Raw genomic sequence first — 18,484 nt, 5'->3', positions numbered from 1 at the left:
ACCTAACGCCTGCGCGTCGATCGCGTCGGATCAGAAGAGCATCGGCTGTGGTGCCGGGGATGCCGTGGCCGGCTCGAACCGCACGGGCCGCACACGCTGCGGGTAGTCGTCTTCGTGGCGGCCGTCGAGCCCGTGCGCGCGGATGAGCGGGCGAGCGCGCTTCGCGAGCCACTGTCGGTAGGGCTTGGGTGCCTCGGCCGCGGCGCCGGGGTAGAGGCCGCGGTACGACGACACCAGGTCGGGGCGCGCCTCACCGAGCCACTGGAAGAACCACGGCTTCACGCCCGCGCGCAGATGCAGTGCGCCGTAGATCACCGTGCGGGCACCGGCGGCCTTGATGCGGGTCAGGGCGGCGTCGATCGCGGCGATGGAGTCGGTCATGTGCGGCATGATCGGCATGAGGAAGACGGTCACCCGGAAACCGGCATCCGCCAGAGCCCGTACGGTGTCGAGCCGCGCCTGGGTGGTCGGTGCTCCCGGTTCGATCGCCTTCTGCAGTTCGTCGTCGTACATCGCGATCGACATCTGCACGTCGACGGGCACGCGCTGGGCGGCCTTCACGAGCAGCGGGATGTCGCGCCGGATCAGCGTGCCCTTGGTGAGGATCGACATCGGAGTGCCTGATGCCGCGAGCGTCTCGATGATGCCGGGCATCAGCTTGTACCGGCCCTCCGCCCGCTGATACGGGTCGGTGTTGGTGCCGAGCGCGACGGTCTCGTGCTGCCAGCTGCCGCGGCGCAGCTCCTTCTCGAGCACCTCCACCACATTGACCTTCACCACGATCTGCGAGTCGAAGTCCGCCCCGCCGTCGAGGTCGAGGTACTCGTGCGTCCCGCGGGCGAAGCAGTAGGTGCAGGCATGTGAACAGCCGCGGTAGGGGTTGATCGTCCAGGCGAAGGGCATGCGCGAGGCGCCGGGCACGTGGTTGAGCGCCGACTTCGACAGCACCTCGTGGAAGGTCATGCCGGCGAACTCCGGGGTCGTCACCGTGCGGAGGACGCTGCTGCGATCCTCCAGTCCCGGCAGTGCAGCGGCATCCACATCTCCGACCTTCTGCCCCTGCCACCGCATGCAGCAATTCGAACAAAAAGACGAAGCCTTGTCAACCCAGAATCGAAACTAGCTACGAAATCCGAGAACTCAACCGAATGTCGCGTCCAGGGCCGCGCTCAGGTCGGCCAGCAGGTCGTCGGCGTCCTCGAGTCCGACCGACAGGCGCAGGTGGCCGAACTTCCGGAAAGGTTCAGGGTAGGTGGCCACGCGGCCGCCCTCGGTGCCGGTGTGCACGATGAGCGAGTCGTCGTGCCCGAGCGAGAAGCCCGAGGTGATCAGTCGCAGGTTCGCCACGAACCGGTTCTGCACGTCGGGTGACCCCTTCACGGCGAAGGCCATCATGCCGCCGAACCCTCGTCCGTCGAACTGACGTACGGCGAGATCGTGATCGGGGTGCGAGGCGAGGCCGGGGTAGACGATGTACTCCACGCGGGGGTCGGCGTCGAGCATCTCGGCGATGAGGGCGGCCGAGGAGAAGTGCTGGCGCAGGCGCAGGGGCAGGGTCACGGTGCCGCGCTGGATCTGCCACGCATTGAAGGGCGAGATGATGCCGCCGACGTCGACCATCGCGTCGGCCTTGATGGGCTCGATGAGGTCGCGTCGTCCGGCGACCGAGCCGCCCATGGCGTCGCCGTGTCCGTTGAGGTACTTGGTGAGCGAGTGCACGACCAGATCGGCGCCGTCCTGGAGCGGGCGGTAGAACGGCGGCGGCGAGAAGGTGGAATCGACCATCAGGATCGCGCCCGCCGCGTGGGTGATCTCGGCGATGGCCGCCACGTCGGCGACCTTGGTGGTCGGATTCGCGATCGCCTCGATGCAGACGAGGCGGGTCTCGGGGCGCATCGCCGCGCGCACGGCCTCGATGTCGCTGATGTCGACGAAGGTGGCCTCGAGTCCGTATCGCTGGGGGAGCAGCTCGGTCCACAGGCGCCAGGTCGCCTCGTAGACGACGTCGCTCACGACGACGTGGTCGCCGGCTCGCACGTGGGTGAAGAACACCGCGTGCAGGGCGGCGACGCCGGAGGCGAGGGCGACCGCGTCTTCCGCGCCGTCGAGGGCGGCGAGCTTCTGCTCCAGCGCGGCCTGGTTGACGCCGGTGTTGCGCGTGTACAGGCCCGGAGCGGTCGCCGACCAGCTGATCTCGCTCGGATCGTCGGGCAGCTGATAGGAGTTCGCCATCACGAGCGGGGTGCGCAGCGCCATGGTCGAGTCGAGCTGATTGCCCGCGTGCACGGCGAGGCTGAGGTCCGACAGGGTGAGCAGGTCCTTGCGGTCGGGTCGAGCGCTCATGATGACTCCTTCGTTACTGCACCCGCCAGGGGTGCCATTCCTCAGCCTAGAGTGCATAATAGACACACGCAATTGTCAATCATGCATATATGACGACATGTCAGGAGGCCACGATGGAGCGGGTCCCCCTCGATCAGATCGATCGCCGCATCCTCGCTGCACTCACGGAAGATGCCCGTGTGCCTCTGGTGACTCTGGCGGCGCAGGTGCACCTGTCGCGCAACGCGGTGAAGCAGCGGATGGACCGCATGGAGCGGCAGGGCGTGATCGCCGGCTACACCGTCACTCCTGGACGCGCAGGAGCGTCGCCGGTCTCGGCGATCGTGCTGGTCTACCGCAGCGATCGGATGCGCGGCGGGGGCGTGATCGCCGCGATCTCGCAGATCCCTGAAGTGCGCCGATGCGATGTGATGTCGGGCGACTTCGACCTGCTGGTGACCCTCGAGGCGGACTCGATGGACCGCATCGGCGAGATCTGGGAGCTCCTGGCCGCCGTGCCCGGCGTGGCGAACACCGTGACGGCCGTCTCGTTGACGCGGGTGATCGACCGCGCCTGAGAACCTCGGGGAGGGTCGGGGTATCCCCCTGGACCCCCGCCCCTCCCCGAGGGGATCTCAGGTGGTGATGCAGGTGACCTTCGGTTGCGTCATCTCCTCGTATGCGAAGCGCACGCCCTCGCGGCCCATGCTCCCGTACTTGGAACCGCCGAAAGGCATGCTGTCGATGCGGTAGTCCGAGGAGTCGTTGATCATCACGCCGCCCGCATCGAGCGCTTCGGCGACGCGCAGCGCGCGGGTGAGGTCAGACGTGAAGGCTCCGGCGTGCAGCGCGTAGTCGATGCTGTTCGCCTCGGCGACCGCTTCGGCCTCGGTGTCGAACGGCGTCAGGATCACGACCGGCGCGAACGCCTCCTCACTCCAGAGCTCGCACGTCAGCGACACGTTCTCGACCGCGGTCGGCCAGTACACCGAGCCCTCCCGGCGGTGCCCGGCGAGGACGCGCGCGCCGGAGCGCACGGCGTCGTCGACCACGCGTTCGGCGCGGATCGCCGCTGCCTCCGAGATCATCGGCCCCACATCGGTCGCCGGATCGGTGGGATCGCCGGCGCGCAGAGTCGAGGTGCGCGCGGCGAAACGGTCGCGGAACTCGTCGTAGACCGAGCGCTCGATCAGGATGCGCTGCGCGCCGACGCAGTTCTGCCCTGCCGCCCAGAATGCTCCCGACACGCACGCCTCGACCGCGGCCGTGATGTCGGCATCCGCGAAGACCAGCACCGGGGCGTTGCCGCCGAGTTCCATCGCGAGCTTCTTGAGCCCGGCGGTGCGGGCGATCGCCTCTCCGGTCGCGAACCCTCCGGTGAACGACACCATGCGGATGTCGCGCACGGCGACGAGCGCCTGCGCCACGTGGCGGTCGCCGTGCACCGTGGTGATGATCTCGTCGGGGAGTCCGGCCTCGAGCAGCACCTCGACCAGGAACCGTGCGGTCAGCGGCGTGAACTGCGACGGCTTGAGGATCACCGCGTTCCCGCCCGCGATCGCCGGGCCGATCTTGTGCGCCACCAGGTTGAGCGCGTCGTTGTAGGGAGTGATCGCGAGGATCACGCCGAGCGGCTCGCGGGTGTACCAGCCGCGCCGGTTCGCTGCGCCCTCGTAGGCGTCGAACGGGATGACCTCGCCGTCGAAGGCGCGAGCGGTCTCGGCCGACAACGAGATCGTGGTCACCGCGCGGCGTACCTCCTTGCGCGCCTGGGTGATGGTCTTGCCTGCTTCGCGCACGATGAGTGTCGCCGCCTCCTCCGCGCGTCCCTCCAGGATGCGGGCGGCGCGATCGAGGATGCGGTGCCGTTCGAACCGGGTGAGTCCGCGCGACAGCGAGGAGCCGACCCGGGCGCGTGCCATGATCGATTCGACGTCGTCGACCGAGTGCTGCGCCAGGCGGGCGATGACCTCGCCGTTGTACGGGTCGAGGACCTCCAGCAGCGGGGTCTGCGTGACCGGCGCCTCCATCGTCGCGACGCTCATCGCAGTGCTCCGGCGAAGGACTTCTGGTGGGCGTCGATCGCGATGATGTCGGAGAGCAGGGCGTACGCGGTCTCGATGCGCCCAGCGCCTGGGCCCGACATCGTGACGGTGCCGAGCAGGTCGGTCGTGAAGGCGACGGCGTTCGTGGCGCCCGAGATGCCGGAGAGCGGGTGGTCGGCGCCCAGCGAGAGCGGCCGCACGGACGCGGTGACGACGCCCGACTCATCGCGTTCGACCGTGCCGATGAGCTTCCAGTGCTCGCCGGCGGCGGCCGCCGCGATGACGTCGCTCGCCGTGATGCCGGTGATGCCGGTGCGCGGCACGTCGGCCGTGGTCAGGTCGGCGCCCAGGAGTTCATTGGCCAGGATGACGACCTTCAGCTGCACGTCGGATCCCTCGATGTCGGCGGTGGGATCTGCTTCGGCATAACCGAGCGCCTGGGCTTCGGCGACGGCATCCTGGAGCGACTTGCCCGCCTCCATCTGGCCGAGCACGAAGTTGCTCGTGCCGTTGAGGATGCCCTGGATGCGCGAGATGCGGAGGCCTTTGAGGGTCTCGCCGGCCAGCCGGAGGACCGGGGTGCCGCTCATCACGGAGCCTTCGTACTCGAAGCGGGCGCCGTTCTCCTCGGCGAGGCGGTTGAGCTCGGCGCTCGCGAGCGCGACCGGGCCCTTGTTGGTCGTGGTGACGCTCTTGCCGCTCTCGAGGGCCGCGCGCACGTGCGAGATCGCAGGCTCGCCGTCGATCGGGTTCGTGAACGTGGCCTCGGAGATGACATCGGCCGTCGTGTGGCGGATGACGTGGTCGTTGCGCGGCTCCGCATCGCCGCCCGGCATGCCGGCGAAGGTGTCGGAGCCCGTCATCGCGAGGGCTGCGTGCAGGTCGATGCCGTCGCTCTGCATGAGCGAGCCGAGGCGCAGGTCGGTGATCGCGACCACGCGCAGGCTGAAGCCGAGCTCGTCGGCGAGAGTCTCGCCGCGGTCGCGGATGATCTCGGCGAGGGCGCGGTTGACGCCTCCGAAGCCGATGAGGGCGAGGTCGTGGTGAGTCACCGGGGTTCTCCTTCGTTGCAGGGGCTGTCGCCGGCGTCGCCGCGCGGACATGGAACCATCCTCGATTCGGGTCGTGTCCGTGCGCGCCTGTCAGAACGGCAGGGAGGACTGCCGGAATGTCTGCGCGGCGAACGGATCGCCCGCGCTCGCCGCGCAGCGCATGAATCCGCTGATGGCCTCTTGTGGAGCGGTTCACGGACGGGATAGTGTCCCGGCATCCGACCGAAGCAATGCGTCATTGGCACATTGATGTGAATATGATGCACATATCAAACCCGATTGAGAGTTCTGATGACGCCACTTCCCGGGGAGAAGTCCCTCCCCAACGCCCTGCCGAACACGACCGCGACGCAGGTGCCCCTGCGGCGCCTCCAGCGCACCATGGACGCCAGGCACCTGATCATGATCGCGCTGGGAGGGGTGATCGGATCCGGTCTGTTCCTCAGCTCCGGCTACACCATCTCGCAGGCGGGCCCGCTCGGCGCGATCATCGCGTACCTGATCGGCGCATTCGTCGTGTACCTCGTCATGGCGTGCCTCGGCGAGCTGGCCGTCGCCTACCCGGTCTCCGGCGCCTTCCACATCTACGCGGCGCGGTCGATCGGGCCGGCGACCGGCTTCACGACCGCCTGGCTGTACTGGTTGTGCTGGGTGGTCGCGCTGGGCTCCGAGTTCACGGCATCCGGCATCCTCATGCAGCGCTGGTTCCCCGGGGTTCCGGTCTGGCTGTGGTGCCTGATCTTCGCCGCCGTTCTCTTCCTCCTCAACGCCATCTCGGCGCGCGTCTTCGGTGAGGCCGAGTTCTGGTTCTCGCTCGTCAAGGTCGTCGCGATCGTCGCCCTGATCGTGTTGGGCGGCGCGGCCATCTTCGGCTTCACGCCCCTGTCGGCCGAGCATCCGCCCGCGATCCTGTTCAGCAACTTCGAGACCCCCGGCGGGCTCTTCCCGAACGGGGTCAGCGGTGTGATCGTCACCGCACTCGCCGTGTTCTACGCCTTCAGCGGCTCGGAGCTCATCGGCGTCGCCGCGGGTGAGACCAAGGACCCGGCCAAGAACATCCCGCGGGCGCTGCGTTCGACCGTGCTGCGCCTGGTCGTGCTCTTCGTCGGTGCGATCGCGGTGATCGCCGCGATCCTCCCCTACGACCAGGCCAGCGTCACCAGCAGCCCGTTCGTCGATGTCTTCCAGTACGTCGGCGTGCCGTACGCGCCCGACATCATGAACTTCGTCATCATCACCGCCCTCCTCTCCGCCGGCAACAGCGGACTCTTCTCCTGCGCGCGCATGCTGTTCTCGCTCGCGGAGGAGGGTCACGCGCCCAAGGCGTTCACGCGCCTCACGAAGCGCGGTGTGCCGCTCATCGCCCTCAGCGTCAGCATCCTGATCGGCCTGGTGTCGCTGCTCACCAGCGTGATCGCGGCCGGAACCGTGTACCTGGTGCTGGTCTCGATCGCCGGATTCGCGGTCGTGGCGGTGTGGATGTCGATCGTGGCCTCGCAGTTCTTCCACCGCCGCACGTTCGTGCGCGAGGGGGGACGCGTGGCCGACCTCGCCTACCGCACGCCGTTGTATCCGGCGCTGCCGATCGTCGCCTTCGCGCTGCTGTTCATCTCGATCATCGCGATCGCGTTCGACCCGAACCAGGTCGCCGCTCTCTACTTCGGTATCCCGTTCGTCGGTGCCTGCTACCTCTACTTCTGGTGGCGGCACGGACGCAAGGGCCGGCGTGACGTGGTGGAGGACCGCGAAGCCGCACCCGTCGACGCATGACACCTCCCGTGCCCGCAGGCGGGTGGGTGGAGATCGACCGCAGTGCGATCGCCCACAACGTCCGCACGATCCGCGCAGCGCTCGGCTCGCAGGTCGAGTTCTGCGCGGTCGTGAAGGCCGACGCCTACGGGCACGGGATCGACATCGTGACACCGCTGCTCGCGGCAGCACAGGTCGGCATGATCGGCGTCGCCTCGAACGAGGACGCCGCTGCGGTTCGGAGGAGCGGCTTCGCCGGACGGCTGATGCGGGTGCGGCCCGCCGGTCGCGACGAGGTCGACGACGGCATCCGCTTCGGCATCGAGGAGTGGATCGGCGGGGCTGAGCACGCCGGGATCGTGAGCGGTGTCGCGGCCGCGCGGGGCACCCGGATCCGCGGGCACCTCTCGCTCAACTCGACCGGACTCGGCCGCGACGGGCTGGAGGTGGGCGATCCGCAGGGGCTTCGTGTGGCGCGCGGCGTGCTCGCGGATCCGCTGCTGGACATCGTCGGCGTCTGCTCTCACTTCCCGTGCGAGGACGATGCGGATGTCGTCGCAGGCAGCGCGCGCTTCGACACGCAGTCTCGGGCCGTGCTCGACGGATCCGCCGCGCACGCGGTGGCCCGGCACTGCGCCACCACCTTCGCGGCGCTGCACGCACCGGAGTCCCGGTTCGACCTCGCGCGGATCGGGGCCGGCATCTACGGCGACACGGACGCCCTGGGTGGCGCGCTCCGCCCGGCGATGAGGGTCGTGTCGCGCGTCGCTGCGATCAACTCCTACCCGCGTGGCAGCACCGTCGGGTACGACCGCTGGCACCGCCTCGACGCGGATGCGCGCCTCGCGCTGATCCCGCTGGGGTACGCCGATGGCTTCCACCGCAGCCTCAGCGGCACCGGTGAGGTGCTCGTGCGGGGAGAACGGGCGCGCATCGTCGACCGCATCGCGATGAACGGTTTCCTCGTCGACGTCTCGCACATCGCCGGGGCCGCGCCGGGTGATGAGGTCGTGCTGTTCGGCGCACAGCGCGACCAGGCGATCACCTCCGCCGATGTCGCCCGTGCGCACGGCAGCATCGCCGCCGACCTCTACGTCGCGTGGGGGCGGCTCCTGCCGCGGCGGGCCGTCGGGGGCGCCGGGCCTGCCGGGGCCGCCGGGCCCTCCGTGGCTGTCGGGGTCGCCGTGGCTGCCGGATAGGATGGCCGAGGTCTCGACCGGCAGAAGAGGAGGGGTGGCGGTGGCGTCTTCTTCTCTTGTGCAGGGGCTGAGCCTTCTCGACGCGGCGGTCGAGCAGGAGCGCCGCGCCCGACCGGGTCTCAACGCCTCTCGGCTGGCCGAGCACACCGACATCGAGCGCAGCCGTGTCTCGCGGCTCACGCAGGAGCTGCGGTCGCGGCAGTTCCTCCGCCGCGACGACGACTCGCTGTTCTCGGCAGGGCCGGAGTTCTTCGGCACGGCTGCCGTGCTCAACGCGGCCTGGCTCCGCGCATCACGGGTCGCCCTGCGCGCGCTCGCCTCGCAGCTCGGGGTCAATGCGCTGATCACGGTCGCCGACGGCGCGCGCGGCGTGCTGCTGCGCTACGAGCGGTCGGCTGACGGCTCCGACCGCTCGATCCGCGCGGGCCTGGTGACGCCCATCTGGTGCACGGGGGCCGGGCGCGCGCTGCTGTGGGACCACACGCCCGCGCAGTTGGAGAGCCTGCTCGACGGCGTGCAGTTCATCGGCGTCGGCGGCCCGACGGCTGCGCGCTCGACCCACGAGGTGCGCGCGATGCAGGAGCGCGATCTCGCCGACGGCCTGATCTCGGCATCCGAGGAGTACGACGAGGGGATCGACGAGTTCGCCCTCCCGATCCGCCGCGGGGACGAGGTCATCGCCTCGCTCGCGGTGCGCGGACGGCACCGGCCGAAGGGTGCGACGCGCGAGACCCGTGCACTGCTGACGCAGTTCGCGTGCGAGCTCACGACCGCGGCCGACGTCGAGTAGGGTCAGCCCGCGACGGATGGCTTCATGGCCTGGTTGAACGGGCGCATGAAGGCCGTCTCCACCGACTTCGAGCGCCACCTCATGCACGGCCGACGCTCCCGTGGCGCCGACGAGCTCGAAGTGCTATCACGCGCGCCACCTCGAGGACGGCGAACTGACACCGTTCTCGAGGTCGCCGGTCTATTCAACAATTCTCGCGCCAGCGCCTATCGAGCAGCGCATCGACACCACCAGCCATTGGCTGCGGCGACCTGAAACGACTCCGAGATGATCCGGCGCACCCGCTGGGCCTTTCGCCGTCGGGTCGATACTCTCTCTACTGCGCACGTGCCTGAGTGGCAGCGCTAATCAGGTAAGAGGTCCTCAAAGCAATCGCGTACTTTGCTTCGGCCGGAAGCGACCGGGGTGCCTTGAGGCATTGCTGGAGATCTGCGACATCCAGCCTCGTTAGATTGGCGATGTTGTGAACGGTGAGGCTGCACACGGTCGTCAGCGTCTCCATGATCGCTCGAAGACGCTCATCATCGTCGATGTCGAGTCCGAAGGTCAATTGCGCAACGAGAGTCGCAATGCGACCATTCTCCTCCGGCGAAAGAGGCTGCTCATCGACCGTCAGACCTCGAGAACTCGGCGAGTCTTCTCTCAGGAAAACCTGCAGCCGTCCTTGCTGAATCTGCGTCAAGGAGTGCAGAGCATCCTCTGAGATGTGCTCTGTCGCGATGAGTTGTCTCAACTCGGCCGCGATGTCCGGTCCCTGCATCGTCATTCCAGTCCCTTCTTCGCATGACGGTTCGCGGGGGGAACGTGATGGGTCTGACCCTACATGTCCCCCGCTACAACTTAGCCGCCCTGATACGTGTAGAGAGTGTTGTTCGGCCCCGTGAAGGCACAGGGGCCCCAGACGTTGGAGGCCGTGCCCGTCAACGTACCCGAGTACCTGTGGTTCCAGAGCCTGCTTGTGGGAGCGGATCCCGAGAATTTGGTTGCTAGGGTTTTTCCGCCGCCGAATCCGCTGGAGAGATCTGTGACACTAAATGAGCCCAGGAAGCTGGTAGCGCACGGAGCAGACACTTTCCACTTGTAGGTACCCTTGCTGGCCGTCACTGTGATTGTTCCTCCGTTTCCTGGGTAGACCACCATCGGCGAGACTGTGCCCGGCGACGTTGCCGGCTGAATCGCTTGGAGGGGAAATATAGCCACCTCCCCTTCGTCGAGGCTCTTGGATTGGCCGTTGACGACAAGGTCGTAAACACCCTCTCCGCTCGACTCCGACGCTAGCGTGGGCGAAGCGGGGCCCTTTGCGGAAGCGACTGCAGCGGTAGGTATCCACGCTGAGAATGTGAGGGCAGCAACGCCCACGACTACGAGGATTGATCTCTTCCTTTTCATGGTTCTCCTTCGTGCGGAGCTGCTGTGCCGCAATGCACAACAGCAAGACCGGGCGGACCCAGGATCGTCTTCCACTCCTCGATTGGTTGGCGAGGGTCGCACTAGTGGGCCACCAATTTGTGCCGGTAGATCTGCCTTCCGCCCAAACCTAGACGCGGCCGGACCGCGAGTATGTAGGCCTTTTGGGGGACAGGGTGTGCCATCCGAACATGGACTGGCGTGCCATTCTCAGGAATCAGGGGCGACGATTCCAGACAGGTGGTCCAGACGATCACAAAGGGATCACTGATCATTCTGGGTCCATGCTCAGAACACTCCGGGTCCATGTTCAAAAGTCGTGCCGACCCCGCGAGCATCCTCGATATTCTCTCCGTCGTTCTTGCTGTCGTGACGATGGTGTGGCAGATCAAGAAATTGTGGATGGCGTCGCGGGGGCGGGTCTTGGTTTCAGAGCGACGCCCGTCAACGAGCCGCCCTCGAGGGCGGCTCGTATGGCATTACACGAGCCTCGACGTGCTAGCACTAATCCTTGATAGCAACTGCCTTGTCGCAACCGAGGTCTCGTTCCAGAACGACATCCGCGGGGCGTAGGGGTGCGCCGCCGACAAGATCAGCATGTCTCCCAGCGCCAGCTCCGCTTCTTGGACGGACCCATCTGTCATGGCGAGCAGCGCCGGAACCGGGTGTTGGCGCGATCCGCGTACCGTCCGCGGTGATGATGCATATCGAGGAACGCGATCATCGTGCGGCGGCCCTCGAGCGTCAGCGGGCGGCCGCTGAGGAGCGTTGTGATGCGGGTGCGCCGAGCTGTCGCGACAGGTCAGCGGCGGCGCGCGCACAGGCATCTCCGCACTCGGCGGTGCGGGCATGGAGCGCCGCGCGCGTGCCGACCACCTGCACCGCGCCGACGACCTCGCCGCGGAAATCCCACACGGGTGCGGCCACCGAGTAGAGGCCGGGTTCCGCCTCCTGGTCGACGATCGAGAATCCGCGCTGGCGGTCGTCGTCGAGGCGGGCGAGGAAGTCATCGACCGACGTCGGGGTGTTTGGACCCTGGGGAGTGAACTCTGTCGAGGCGAACACGGCGCGCACCTCGTCCTCCGAGGCATCCCACAGTGACGCGCGCCCGGCATCGCTGCAGTATGCCGGGTACGCGCGGCCGATCCACGATCCGATCATGCGGGACGCGGACGGCAGGCTCTCCAGCGTCGTGAGCGTCGCGTCGCCCTGCAGCTCGCTCAGGAACGCGGCCTCGCCGAGCTGCGAGGAGAGGCTCTCCAGCACCGCGAGTCCGTGCGTGCGCACTCTCTGCGCCGTCAGCTCCTGGGCGGCGGCGTACCAGCCCCAGGCGAGAGCGAACGAGCGGTCGGCGCGCCGCTCGACCAGACCGGATCGGTCGAGGGTCGCGAGCGTGCGCGACACCTGGGAGCGCTCGCGTCCCAGCGCGCGGGCGATCTCGCTCACCGTGGTCTGCTGCCCGTCCCTGACCAGCGCGGCGAGCGTGGTGAGCACGTCGAGACCGCGGCCCATGCTGCTCGACGGCGCAGGGGCATCGGAGCGGGACGGCATGAATCGAGGCTACCGCTGCGCTGGCCGCGGTGGTGTCATCCGCGCGGACGGGAGACAATGGGTCAATGCCCTTCACGCCGCACGCTCAGCATGCGGCCCCGCGCTCCCCGATCCGCGGACCCGCCCTGCCGATCGGCATCGCGGTGACCGCGATCGGCATGCTGCTGTCCATCGCCTCCACGCCGGTGATGTCGGCGGCGGAGCCGACCATGCCCGAACCCGTGACGGCGATGCAGGTGCCCTCCGTAGTCGTCGGGGCGACCACGGCCGCAGACCCCTGCACGGATCCCGCGGTGCAGAAGGCGCTCGGCGACGGCGATGATGCCGCGGTGATCGCCGGGTTCGGCGGGGGAGCGAGCTTCCGCGACGCGGTCGTGGCCGGCAATGCGCCCTGCATCTCGCTGAGCGATCCCGCACGGATCTGGGTCGTCGTGAACAAGGCGCGTCCGTTGGAGCCGGCGGACTACACGCCGGAGAACCTCGACAGCGTGCCGCTGCAGATGACCACGCTCTCGGGTCAGGTGCGCGCGGATGTCGCCGGTGCCGTGGGCGCGATGGCAGAGGGCGCGACCGCCGCGGGCGTCGGCAGGGTCGGTGCGAACAACGGCTATCGCTCGTACGGGCTGCAGGTGTCGACCTACGACGCGCACGTGCGTTCGCAGGGGCAGCAGGAGGCGGATGCCGGATCCGCTCGCCCCGGCCACAGCGAGCACCAGACCGGCCTCGCGCTGGATGTCGTCGCGTGCGATGCGCAGTGCGGAGGGCTCGACGGCTTCGGGGCCACCGCGCAGAGCGCCTGGGTCGCCGAGCACGCGTGGGAGTACGGATTCGTGGTGCGCTACGAAGACGTCGGCACCGCCGTCACCGGGTACGCACCGGAGCCCTGGCACCTCCGCTACGTCGGCGTCGAGCTCGCCGCGGCCTACCACGAGGGCGGGTTCCACACGCTCGAGGAGTTCTTCGGGCTCCCCGCCGCTCCCGACTACGGGCACTGAATCCCGGCGCACGAGGCCGCTTTGCGGCATCCGACAATCGCGGTACCCAGTGTCACCACATGTGGGATGCATTCTCACAATGACCTGTCCTCGACCGTGCTCCGGACATAGACTCTCGGGAGCAAAGACGCACGAGACGTTCAGGAGGACGCGATGGAACGCGACATCTACGAAGAGGATCACGAGGCCTTCCGCGACCTCGTCAAGGACTTCGTCAAGCGCTACGTGACCGGTGAGGCCATCGAGCGGTGGGACGCCGCCGGCGAGGTCGACCGCGACACGATGCGTGCGGCGGGCGAGGCTGGGATCATCGGGCTGTCGGTCCCCGAGGAGTTCGGCGGCGCAGGGATGCTGCAGGACTACCGCTTCCGCGCGGTCGTGAACGAGGAGATCATCGCGGCCGGAGCGGGGTCGCTCGCCGGCGCCTTCGGCATCCAGGACGACCTCGCCGTGCCCTACCTCGTGCACATGGGCACGCAGGAGCAGAAGGAGAAGTGGCTGCCCCGCATGGCCACCGGTGAGGTCATCGGCGCGCTCGCGATGACAGAGCCCGGTGCCGGTTCCGACCTGCGCGGCATCAAGACCACGGCGAAGAAGACCGACGGCGGCTACATCGTCAACGGCGCCAAGACGTTCATCTCGTCCGGCGCGACCGCCGACCTCGTCGTCACCTTCGTCAAGACCGGCGAGGGCAACCGTCCGGATGCGTTCAGCCTGGTGCTGATCGAGAACGGCATGGAGGGCTTCGACCACGGCAAGAAGCTGCACAAGATGGGCTTCCAGGGGCACGACACCGCGGAGCTCTCGTTCAGCGACGTCTTCGTCCCCGAGGAGAACCTCATCGGCGGGGTCGAGGGCAAGGGCTTCGTGCAGCTGATGATGAACCTCCCGCTCGAGCGTCTGTCGATCGGCGTCGCCGGTGCCGCCGCCGCTCAGGCCGCGCTCGACTGGACCGTCGCCTACACGAAGGACCGCGAGGCGTTCGGAGAGCGGATCATCGACTTCCAGAACACCCGCTTCAAGATCGCCGACATGGCCACGACGGTCGACGCTCTCTGGGCGTACATCGACCGCGCGCTGCTCGCCTACTCGCAGGGCAAGCTCTCTGCCGAAGAGGCGGCGAAGGTCAAGTTCTGGGCGACCGAGCGCGAGTGGGAGGTGCTCGACACCGGCGTGCAGCTGCACGGCGGCTACGGCTACATCACCGAGTACCCGATCGCCCGTGCCTTCCTCGACGCCCGCGTGCACCGCATCTACGGCGGTACGAACGAGATCATGCGCGAGATCGTCGGTCGTCAGATCGCCGGAAAGCGGTAGGGGTTTCCGCACGCCGGGCCGGTGTCTCGGCCGGGTGTGCACAGCTTCGGAGATGAACGGCGACACGCCGCGTTCCCCACGGGGGAGGCGGCGTGTCGCCGTCTGTATCCGAAGTTGTGCTCGGGCGGGGTGCGGATGACTGGGCGGCGACCGACCGGGGTCAGGCCTGCGTGCGCCTCGCGATCTCGTCGGCGAGCTGCTGCACGCGGGCCGGGTCCGCGTCCCGGGCGAGGGCGACGTAGTGGTCCATGACGGCCGGCCGATAGCGCACCGGCATCGTCTGCCCGGCAGCGAGTCGGGTGAGCTCGGTGATCGTGAGGGTCTCGTCTGCGATACCGCGGAAGGCGACGCCGTCGGCGGTCGTCACGTCGAACATCATGACCACGCGGGGGTTGCTGTTGATCTCGCGCCAGTCGACGAGAACGCCGAGCGCGAGCGCCCCTGCGCGCAGCTCCGCGTTGCGCTCCGAGGCGGCGCGGCTCAGGTGCGGGTTGGGGGCGATGCCGGGGAAGTCGGGTCCGACGCCGAGGGATTCCCGGCTCAGGTCAGGTCGGAGCTGCTCGATCAGCTGCTCGAGGCTGGCCTTCTTCTTCTTCTTCGAACCGAACATCCTGACCCCTCCCTCACGCCGCTGCGGAAGCCCGGCGGGGCGCTTCGCCGTCACGGCGAGTGTATGACACGGCTTTCCTCGTGACCCTCGCGCCTGTCTGCAGTGGGCGAGTGGGATAGGCCGGATGACCGAACCGAGGCGCGAGGGTTCAGCCTCGCGAACCAATCCACGCCGGCTCCTTCGCGGGAGGCTGGGAGCGGATGCACAGACACGTGCGACAGCGAGGAGTGGGTATGACGGACGACACGGTCACCTGGCGTGATCGCGCTTTCCCCGACTGCGATGTGCCGCTGGCTGAGGCCGGGGCGCAGGGGTGGAACCTCTTGAAGGGCGACTTCCATCTGCCGGTCGCCGCGCTGCGGGAGACCGCCATCGAGCGCAATCTCGCGCTGATGCGGGACTACTGCCGGCGCCACGACGTGCTGATCGCGCCGCACGCGAAGACCACGATGAGCCCGGCGCTCGTCGAACGGCAACTCGCCGTCGGGGCGTGGGGAGTGACGGTCGCCAACGTCCAGCAGGCGAGGGTCTTCATCGCGGCGGGAGTGCGGAGCATCCTCATCGCCAATCCGGTCGTCGGCCCCGCTGATCTCGCCTACCTCGCCGTTTGCCAGCAGGCGGACCCCGAGCTCCAGGTGCTGCTGCTGGTCGACTCCGTCGAGACGGTGGCCGTCCTCGCCGACCGGGCGAGAGCTGCGCACGGCGACCTCGGCCCCCAACGCGTGATGATCGAGCTCGGCTACGTCGGCGGACGGGGAGGGGTGCGCTCCATGGACGAGGCCGTTCGCGTGGCGCAGGGTGTTCACGACGCCGACACCCTCGAGCTCGTCGGCATCGAGGGATTCGAAGGACTCGTGCCCGGAGCCGACCTCCCCGAGCGTCGACGCCACGCCGCGGAGTTCCTCGAGTGGTCCGCGAGCGTGCTCCACGCTCTCGTGGACCGCGGGCTGCTCCCTGCGCACGGCTCCCTGGCGTCATTCGGCGGCAGTTCGTACTTCGACCTCGTCGTCGAGGAGTTCCGAGAACGCTGGAGCGGGGGTCGCATAGAGGTGATGCTGCGCAGTGGGTGCTACATCACGCACGACCACGGCCTCTACGCACGCACTTCGCCGTTCGTCGGGCACGATCCGGCGCCGTTGCCGGCGCTCGAAGTGTGGGCCGAGGTGTTGTCGCTCCCGGAGCCGGGGCGCGCGGTCCTCGGTGCCGGGCGTCGCGACGTCTCGACCGACGCGGATCTGCCGCTGCCCTTCGCCGTCCGCCGCGACGGCCGCACACGGCCTGTCGAAGGGCTTCAGGTCACCGGGGTCAACGACCAGCACGCGATGGTCTCCGTCCCGGAGCACGTCTCGCTCGAGGTCGGCGACCTCGTGGGTCTCGGCGTCTCCCACCCCTGCACGACTTTCGACAAGTGGCGGCTCATTCCGGTCGTCACAGACACATACGAGGTGACAGATGCCGTCCGTACCTACTTCTGATCCGGGCCAGATCCTCGAGGATTCACGCTTCGACCTCGCGGACTTCCTCGCGGATCTGGAGCGCCTGGTGACGATCGAGTCGCCGTCGGCCGATCATGATGCAGTCGCCCGCTCTGCCGTGGTCCTCTCCGACGTCATCCAGCGCCGGTTGGGCAGGCGTCCCGAGATCCTGCGGATCGACGGGGTCGACCACGTCGTGCTGCAGGGCCGTGAGAGCCGCGTGCTGCTGCTCGGCCACCACGACACGGTCTGGCCGATCGGAAGTCTGGCGGAGTTGCCGTTCACGGTGGAGGGCGGGATCATCCGGGGCCCCGGATGCTTCGACATGCTGGTAGGGGTCGTGCAGATCGTGCACGCGCTCGCGATGCTCCGACACCGTCATGGTGACCAAGTGCTCGACCAGGTCACCGTCCTGGTGACCGGTGACGAGGAAGTCGGATCCGCCACCTCACGCGATCTGATCGAATCGAGGGCCGCCGGGTGCCGTGCCGCCCTCGTGCTCGAGGCCGCCGGACCCGGCGGGGCGCTCAAGACCGAGCGCAAGGGAGTGTCGTTGTACGAACTCGAGGTGCGCGGGCGGGCGGCGCACAGCGGGCTGGAGCCCGAACGAGGGATCAATGCCACCGTCGGTGTCGCGCACCTCGTCATCGCTCTGGCAGACCTTGCCGATCCCACCGTCGGCACCACAGTCACGCCCACGCTCCTGTCATCCGGCACGACAGGGAACACGGTGCCCGACCGGGCCACGGTCGCGGTCGATGTCAGAGCGGCCACCGTCGCCGAGCAGGAGCGGGTGGACGCGGAGATCCGGTCATTGCGCCCCGGCGTCGAGGGGGCGACCCTCGCCGTGCACGGCGGAGTCAACCGGCCGCCACTCGAGGCGGCAGCATCCGCCGCTCTCTTCGCCCGTGCGGCGAAGCTCGCTGCCGATCTCGGTCATCCGCCGCTCACGGGGATCGCGGTGGGAGGAGCGTCGGACGGCAACTTCACGGCCGGTGCGGGTGTCGCCACCCTCGATGGACTCGGCGCCGTCGGCGGAGGCGCGCACTCCCGCGACGAACACGCCGAGGTCAGCGCGATTCGGCCGCGCACCGAGCTGCTGGCAGCCCTGGTGCGCGACCTGATCAGCGACGGTTCGTGAGCACCTGCCGAGCGTTCTCGCTGCCCTGCGCCAGTTCGTAGAGAACGGTGATGAGCCCCAACAGGTCCGCGGCGTTGTCGAGCACCGCGGTGATGGTGCGATCCGCGGTGCGAAGGCACCCGGGGATGCAGGCGCCGAGCTCGGCGGCAACGGGCGACGGCATGTCGACCTCGAGGGTGAGGGGGAGCGCGGTGACGGGGCGATGGAGCGACGCCGCGTCGGCGACCGCGCGGGCAGCTCCTTCACGCACGAGCTCGCGGGCGACACTCGGCGCGACCGTGTCGGTGGCGGAGAATCCGTGGGCTGTCTTGACGGTCACGATCGTCGCACCTGCGAACACGTCGGAGGCGATCGCGCCGATCACGTCGTCGCCCGTGACGAGTCCGACCGGCACGCCGAGAGATGCGGCATAGATCGCGTTGACCTCGGCCTCCGAGACGCGGGCTCCATTGATTCGCACCTCGCCGAAATGGGCGGAGAAGGTGTGGGCCAGAACGCCTGGTGCCCCCGCCGGCGCGTGGTAACCCACGAACAGGGCGACATCGCAGTCCTCGGTGAGGCCCTCAGCCATGCACTGCGCCTTCGGCGAGCCGAAGACGAGGCGGGCGCGCGGGTCGAGCCGGTCGTGCAGCAGATTGTCCATCGTGCCGTGGGAGTCGTTGACGAGCACACTGGTCGCCCCGCCCTCGAAGGCTCCGGCGATCGCCGCATTGGCCTCGTGCGTCATGAGCTCCTGGGCTCTGGCGTATCCTGTGCCGCCGCGGACGACCTGGTCGAGGGTTGCCACACCGGCGATGCCCTCCATATCGATCGAGATGTAGACCTTCACCC

Annotated in this window: 16 protein-coding genes; 8 read left to right on the top strand and 8 right to left on the bottom strand. The window is 68.4% G+C overall.

The annotated features are described in order from the left end of the window. Positions 1–30: 30 nt before the first annotated feature. Entirely contained in the window at positions 31–1,071 is a 1,041-nt protein-coding gene (locus ACIOVG_RS05305; protein ID WP_400869832.1) for an Rv2578c family radical SAM protein, read from the bottom strand. Between the two features lie 69 nt (positions 1,072–1,140). After that, complete coding sequence (locus tag ACIOVG_RS05300; RefSeq protein ID WP_400869830.1) at positions 1,141–2,343, bottom strand: trans-sulfuration enzyme family protein; 1,203 nt, start codon at positions 2,341–2,343, stop codon at positions 1,141–1,143. Between the two features lie 89 nt (positions 2,344–2,432). Here ACIOVG_RS05300 and ACIOVG_RS05295 point away from each other — a divergent pair, with 89 nt between their 5' ends. Then, entirely contained in the window at positions 2,433–2,900 is a 468-nt protein-coding gene (locus ACIOVG_RS05295) for an Lrp/AsnC family transcriptional regulator (RefSeq protein ID WP_400869828.1), read from the top strand. A 57-nt stretch (positions 2,901–2,957) separates the two neighbouring features. Here ACIOVG_RS05295 and ACIOVG_RS05290 read toward each other — a convergent pair whose 3' ends face one another. Both ACIOVG_RS05290 and ACIOVG_RS05285 read right to left on the bottom strand, forming a co-directional pair. After that, positions 2,958–4,367 carry an aldehyde dehydrogenase family protein gene (locus ACIOVG_RS05290; protein WP_400869825.1) on the bottom strand — a complete coding sequence of 470 codons (1,410 nt, stop codon included), beginning with the start codon at positions 4,365–4,367 and terminating at the stop codon, positions 2,958–2,960. Then, complete coding sequence (locus ACIOVG_RS05285; protein WP_400869822.1) at positions 4,364–5,419, bottom strand: homoserine dehydrogenase; 1,056 nt, start codon at positions 5,417–5,419, stop codon at positions 4,364–4,366. The genes ACIOVG_RS05290 and ACIOVG_RS05285 overlap by 4 nt, the downstream gene beginning before the upstream one ends. A gap of 291 nt (positions 5,420–5,710) precedes the next feature. On the opposite strand from ACIOVG_RS05285, the gene ACIOVG_RS05280 reads away from it, so the two are divergent. Genes ACIOVG_RS05280 through ACIOVG_RS05270 form a run of 3 tightly spaced genes read left to right on the top strand, consistent with a single transcriptional unit; the run spans position 5,711 to position 9,157 of the window. After that, on the top strand, positions 5,711–7,189 hold the full coding sequence (locus ACIOVG_RS05280; RefSeq protein ID WP_400869820.1) for an amino acid permease: 1,479 nt from the start codon (positions 5,711–5,713) through the stop codon (positions 7,187–7,189). Beyond that, on the top strand, positions 7,186–8,367 hold the full coding sequence (gene alr / locus ACIOVG_RS05275; protein ID WP_400869817.1) for an alanine racemase: 1,182 nt from the start codon (positions 7,186–7,188) through the stop codon (positions 8,365–8,367). Before ACIOVG_RS05280 ends, alr begins: the two co-directional genes overlap by 4 nt. 40 nt (positions 8,368–8,407) lie before the next feature. After that, positions 8,408–9,157, top strand: a complete 750-nt coding sequence (locus tag ACIOVG_RS05270; protein WP_400869815.1) for a helix-turn-helix domain-containing protein — start codon at positions 8,408–8,410, stop codon at positions 9,155–9,157. 316 nt (positions 9,158–9,473) lie between these two features. Here ACIOVG_RS05270 and ACIOVG_RS05265 read toward each other — a convergent pair whose 3' ends face one another. Next, positions 9,474–9,923, bottom strand: a complete 450-nt coding sequence (locus tag ACIOVG_RS05265) for an HTH domain-containing protein (protein WP_400869812.1) — start codon at positions 9,921–9,923, stop codon at positions 9,474–9,476. Between the two features lie 1,385 nt (positions 9,924–11,308). After that, positions 11,309–12,115, bottom strand: a complete 807-nt coding sequence (locus tag ACIOVG_RS05260) for an IclR family transcriptional regulator (protein ID WP_400869809.1) — start codon at positions 12,113–12,115, stop codon at positions 11,309–11,311. Between the two features lie 65 nt (positions 12,116–12,180). On the opposite strand from ACIOVG_RS05260, the gene ACIOVG_RS05255 reads away from it, so the two are divergent. Next, a complete protein-coding gene (locus ACIOVG_RS05255; RefSeq protein ID WP_400869806.1) occupies positions 12,181–13,110 on the top strand; it encodes a M15 family metallopeptidase in 930 nt (309 codons plus the stop codon). Positions 13,111–13,263: 153 nt separating this feature from the next. After that, positions 13,264–14,427: an acyl-CoA dehydrogenase family protein gene (locus ACIOVG_RS05250; RefSeq protein WP_400869803.1), complete on the top strand. Its 1,164-nt coding sequence runs from the start codon at positions 13,264–13,266 to the stop codon at positions 14,425–14,427. Between the two features lie 160 nt (positions 14,428–14,587). Here the strand turns inward: ACIOVG_RS05250 and ACIOVG_RS05245 are convergent, their stop codons facing one another. Continuing rightward, a complete protein-coding gene (locus tag ACIOVG_RS05245) occupies positions 14,588–15,037 on the bottom strand; it encodes a hypothetical protein (RefSeq protein ID WP_400869800.1) in 450 nt (149 codons plus the stop codon). A gap of 233 nt (positions 15,038–15,270) precedes the next feature. Between ACIOVG_RS05245 and ACIOVG_RS05240 the strand changes: the two genes are divergently transcribed. After that, a complete protein-coding gene (locus ACIOVG_RS05240) occupies positions 15,271–16,512 on the top strand; it encodes an alanine racemase (protein ID WP_400869798.1) in 1,242 nt (413 codons plus the stop codon). After that, positions 16,490–17,653, top strand: coding sequence for a M20/M25/M40 family metallo-hydrolase (locus tag ACIOVG_RS05235; protein WP_400869795.1), 1,164 nt, complete (start codon positions 16,490–16,492; stop codon positions 17,651–17,653). Before ACIOVG_RS05240 ends, ACIOVG_RS05235 begins: the two co-directional genes overlap by 23 nt. Here the strand turns inward: ACIOVG_RS05235 and ACIOVG_RS05230 are convergent. Then, a complete protein-coding gene (locus ACIOVG_RS05230; RefSeq protein WP_400869793.1) occupies positions 17,637–18,482 on the bottom strand; it encodes a M55 family metallopeptidase in 846 nt (281 codons plus the stop codon). The two genes, ACIOVG_RS05235 and ACIOVG_RS05230, sit on opposite strands and share 17 nt — an antisense overlap. Positions 18,483–18,484 lie beyond the last annotated feature (2 nt).

The sequence above is a fragment of the Microbacterium sp. NPDC087591 genome (assembly GCF_044743625.1).
Taxonomy (GTDB): Bacteria; Actinomycetota; Actinomycetes; order Actinomycetales; family Microbacteriaceae; genus Microbacterium.
The sequence above is the reverse complement of the archived record's forward strand: the minus strand, read 5'-3'. Positions and strand labels throughout refer to the sequence as shown.

What these genes read in the sequence shown, in the direction of transcription:
- ACIOVG_RS05255 (WP_400869806.1), top strand. Translation starts at nt 12,181, where the DNA reads ATGCCCTTCACGCCGCACGCTCAGCATGCGGCCCCGCGCTCCCCGATC.
- ACIOVG_RS05245 (WP_400869800.1), bottom strand. Translation starts at nt 15,037, where the DNA reads ATGTTCGGTTCGAAGAAGAAGAAGAAGGCCAGCCTCGAGCAGCTGATC.
- alr (WP_400869817.1), top strand. Translation starts at nt 7,186, where the DNA reads ATGACACCTCCCGTGCCCGCAGGCGGGTGGGTGGAGATCGACCGCAGT.
- ACIOVG_RS05250 (WP_400869803.1), top strand. Translation starts at nt 13,264, where the DNA reads ATGGAACGCGACATCTACGAAGAGGATCACGAGGCCTTCCGCGACCTC.
- ACIOVG_RS05305 (WP_400869832.1), bottom strand. Translation starts at nt 1,071, where the DNA reads ATGCGGTGGCAGGGGCAGAAGGTCGGAGATGTGGATGCCGCTGCACTG.
- ACIOVG_RS05260 (WP_400869809.1), bottom strand. Translation starts at nt 12,115, where the DNA reads ATGCCGTCCCGCTCCGATGCCCCTGCGCCGTCGAGCAGCATGGGCCGC.
- ACIOVG_RS05295 (WP_400869828.1), top strand. Translation starts at nt 2,433, where the DNA reads ATGACGACATGTCAGGAGGCCACGATGGAGCGGGTCCCCCTCGATCAG.
- ACIOVG_RS05290 (WP_400869825.1), bottom strand. Translation starts at nt 4,367, where the DNA reads ATGAGCGTCGCGACGATGGAGGCGCCGGTCACGCAGACCCCGCTGCTG.
- ACIOVG_RS05300 (WP_400869830.1), bottom strand. Translation starts at nt 2,343, where the DNA reads ATGAGCGCTCGACCCGACCGCAAGGACCTGCTCACCCTGTCGGACCTC.
- ACIOVG_RS05240 (WP_400869798.1), top strand. Translation starts at nt 15,271, where the DNA reads ATGACGGACGACACGGTCACCTGGCGTGATCGCGCTTTCCCCGACTGC.
- ACIOVG_RS05280 (WP_400869820.1), top strand. Translation starts at nt 5,711, where the DNA reads ATGACGCCACTTCCCGGGGAGAAGTCCCTCCCCAACGCCCTGCCGAAC.
- ACIOVG_RS05265 (WP_400869812.1), bottom strand. Translation starts at nt 9,923, where the DNA reads ATGACGATGCAGGGACCGGACATCGCGGCCGAGTTGAGACAACTCATC.
- ACIOVG_RS05235 (WP_400869795.1), top strand. Translation starts at nt 16,490, where the DNA reads ATGCCGTCCGTACCTACTTCTGATCCGGGCCAGATCCTCGAGGATTCA.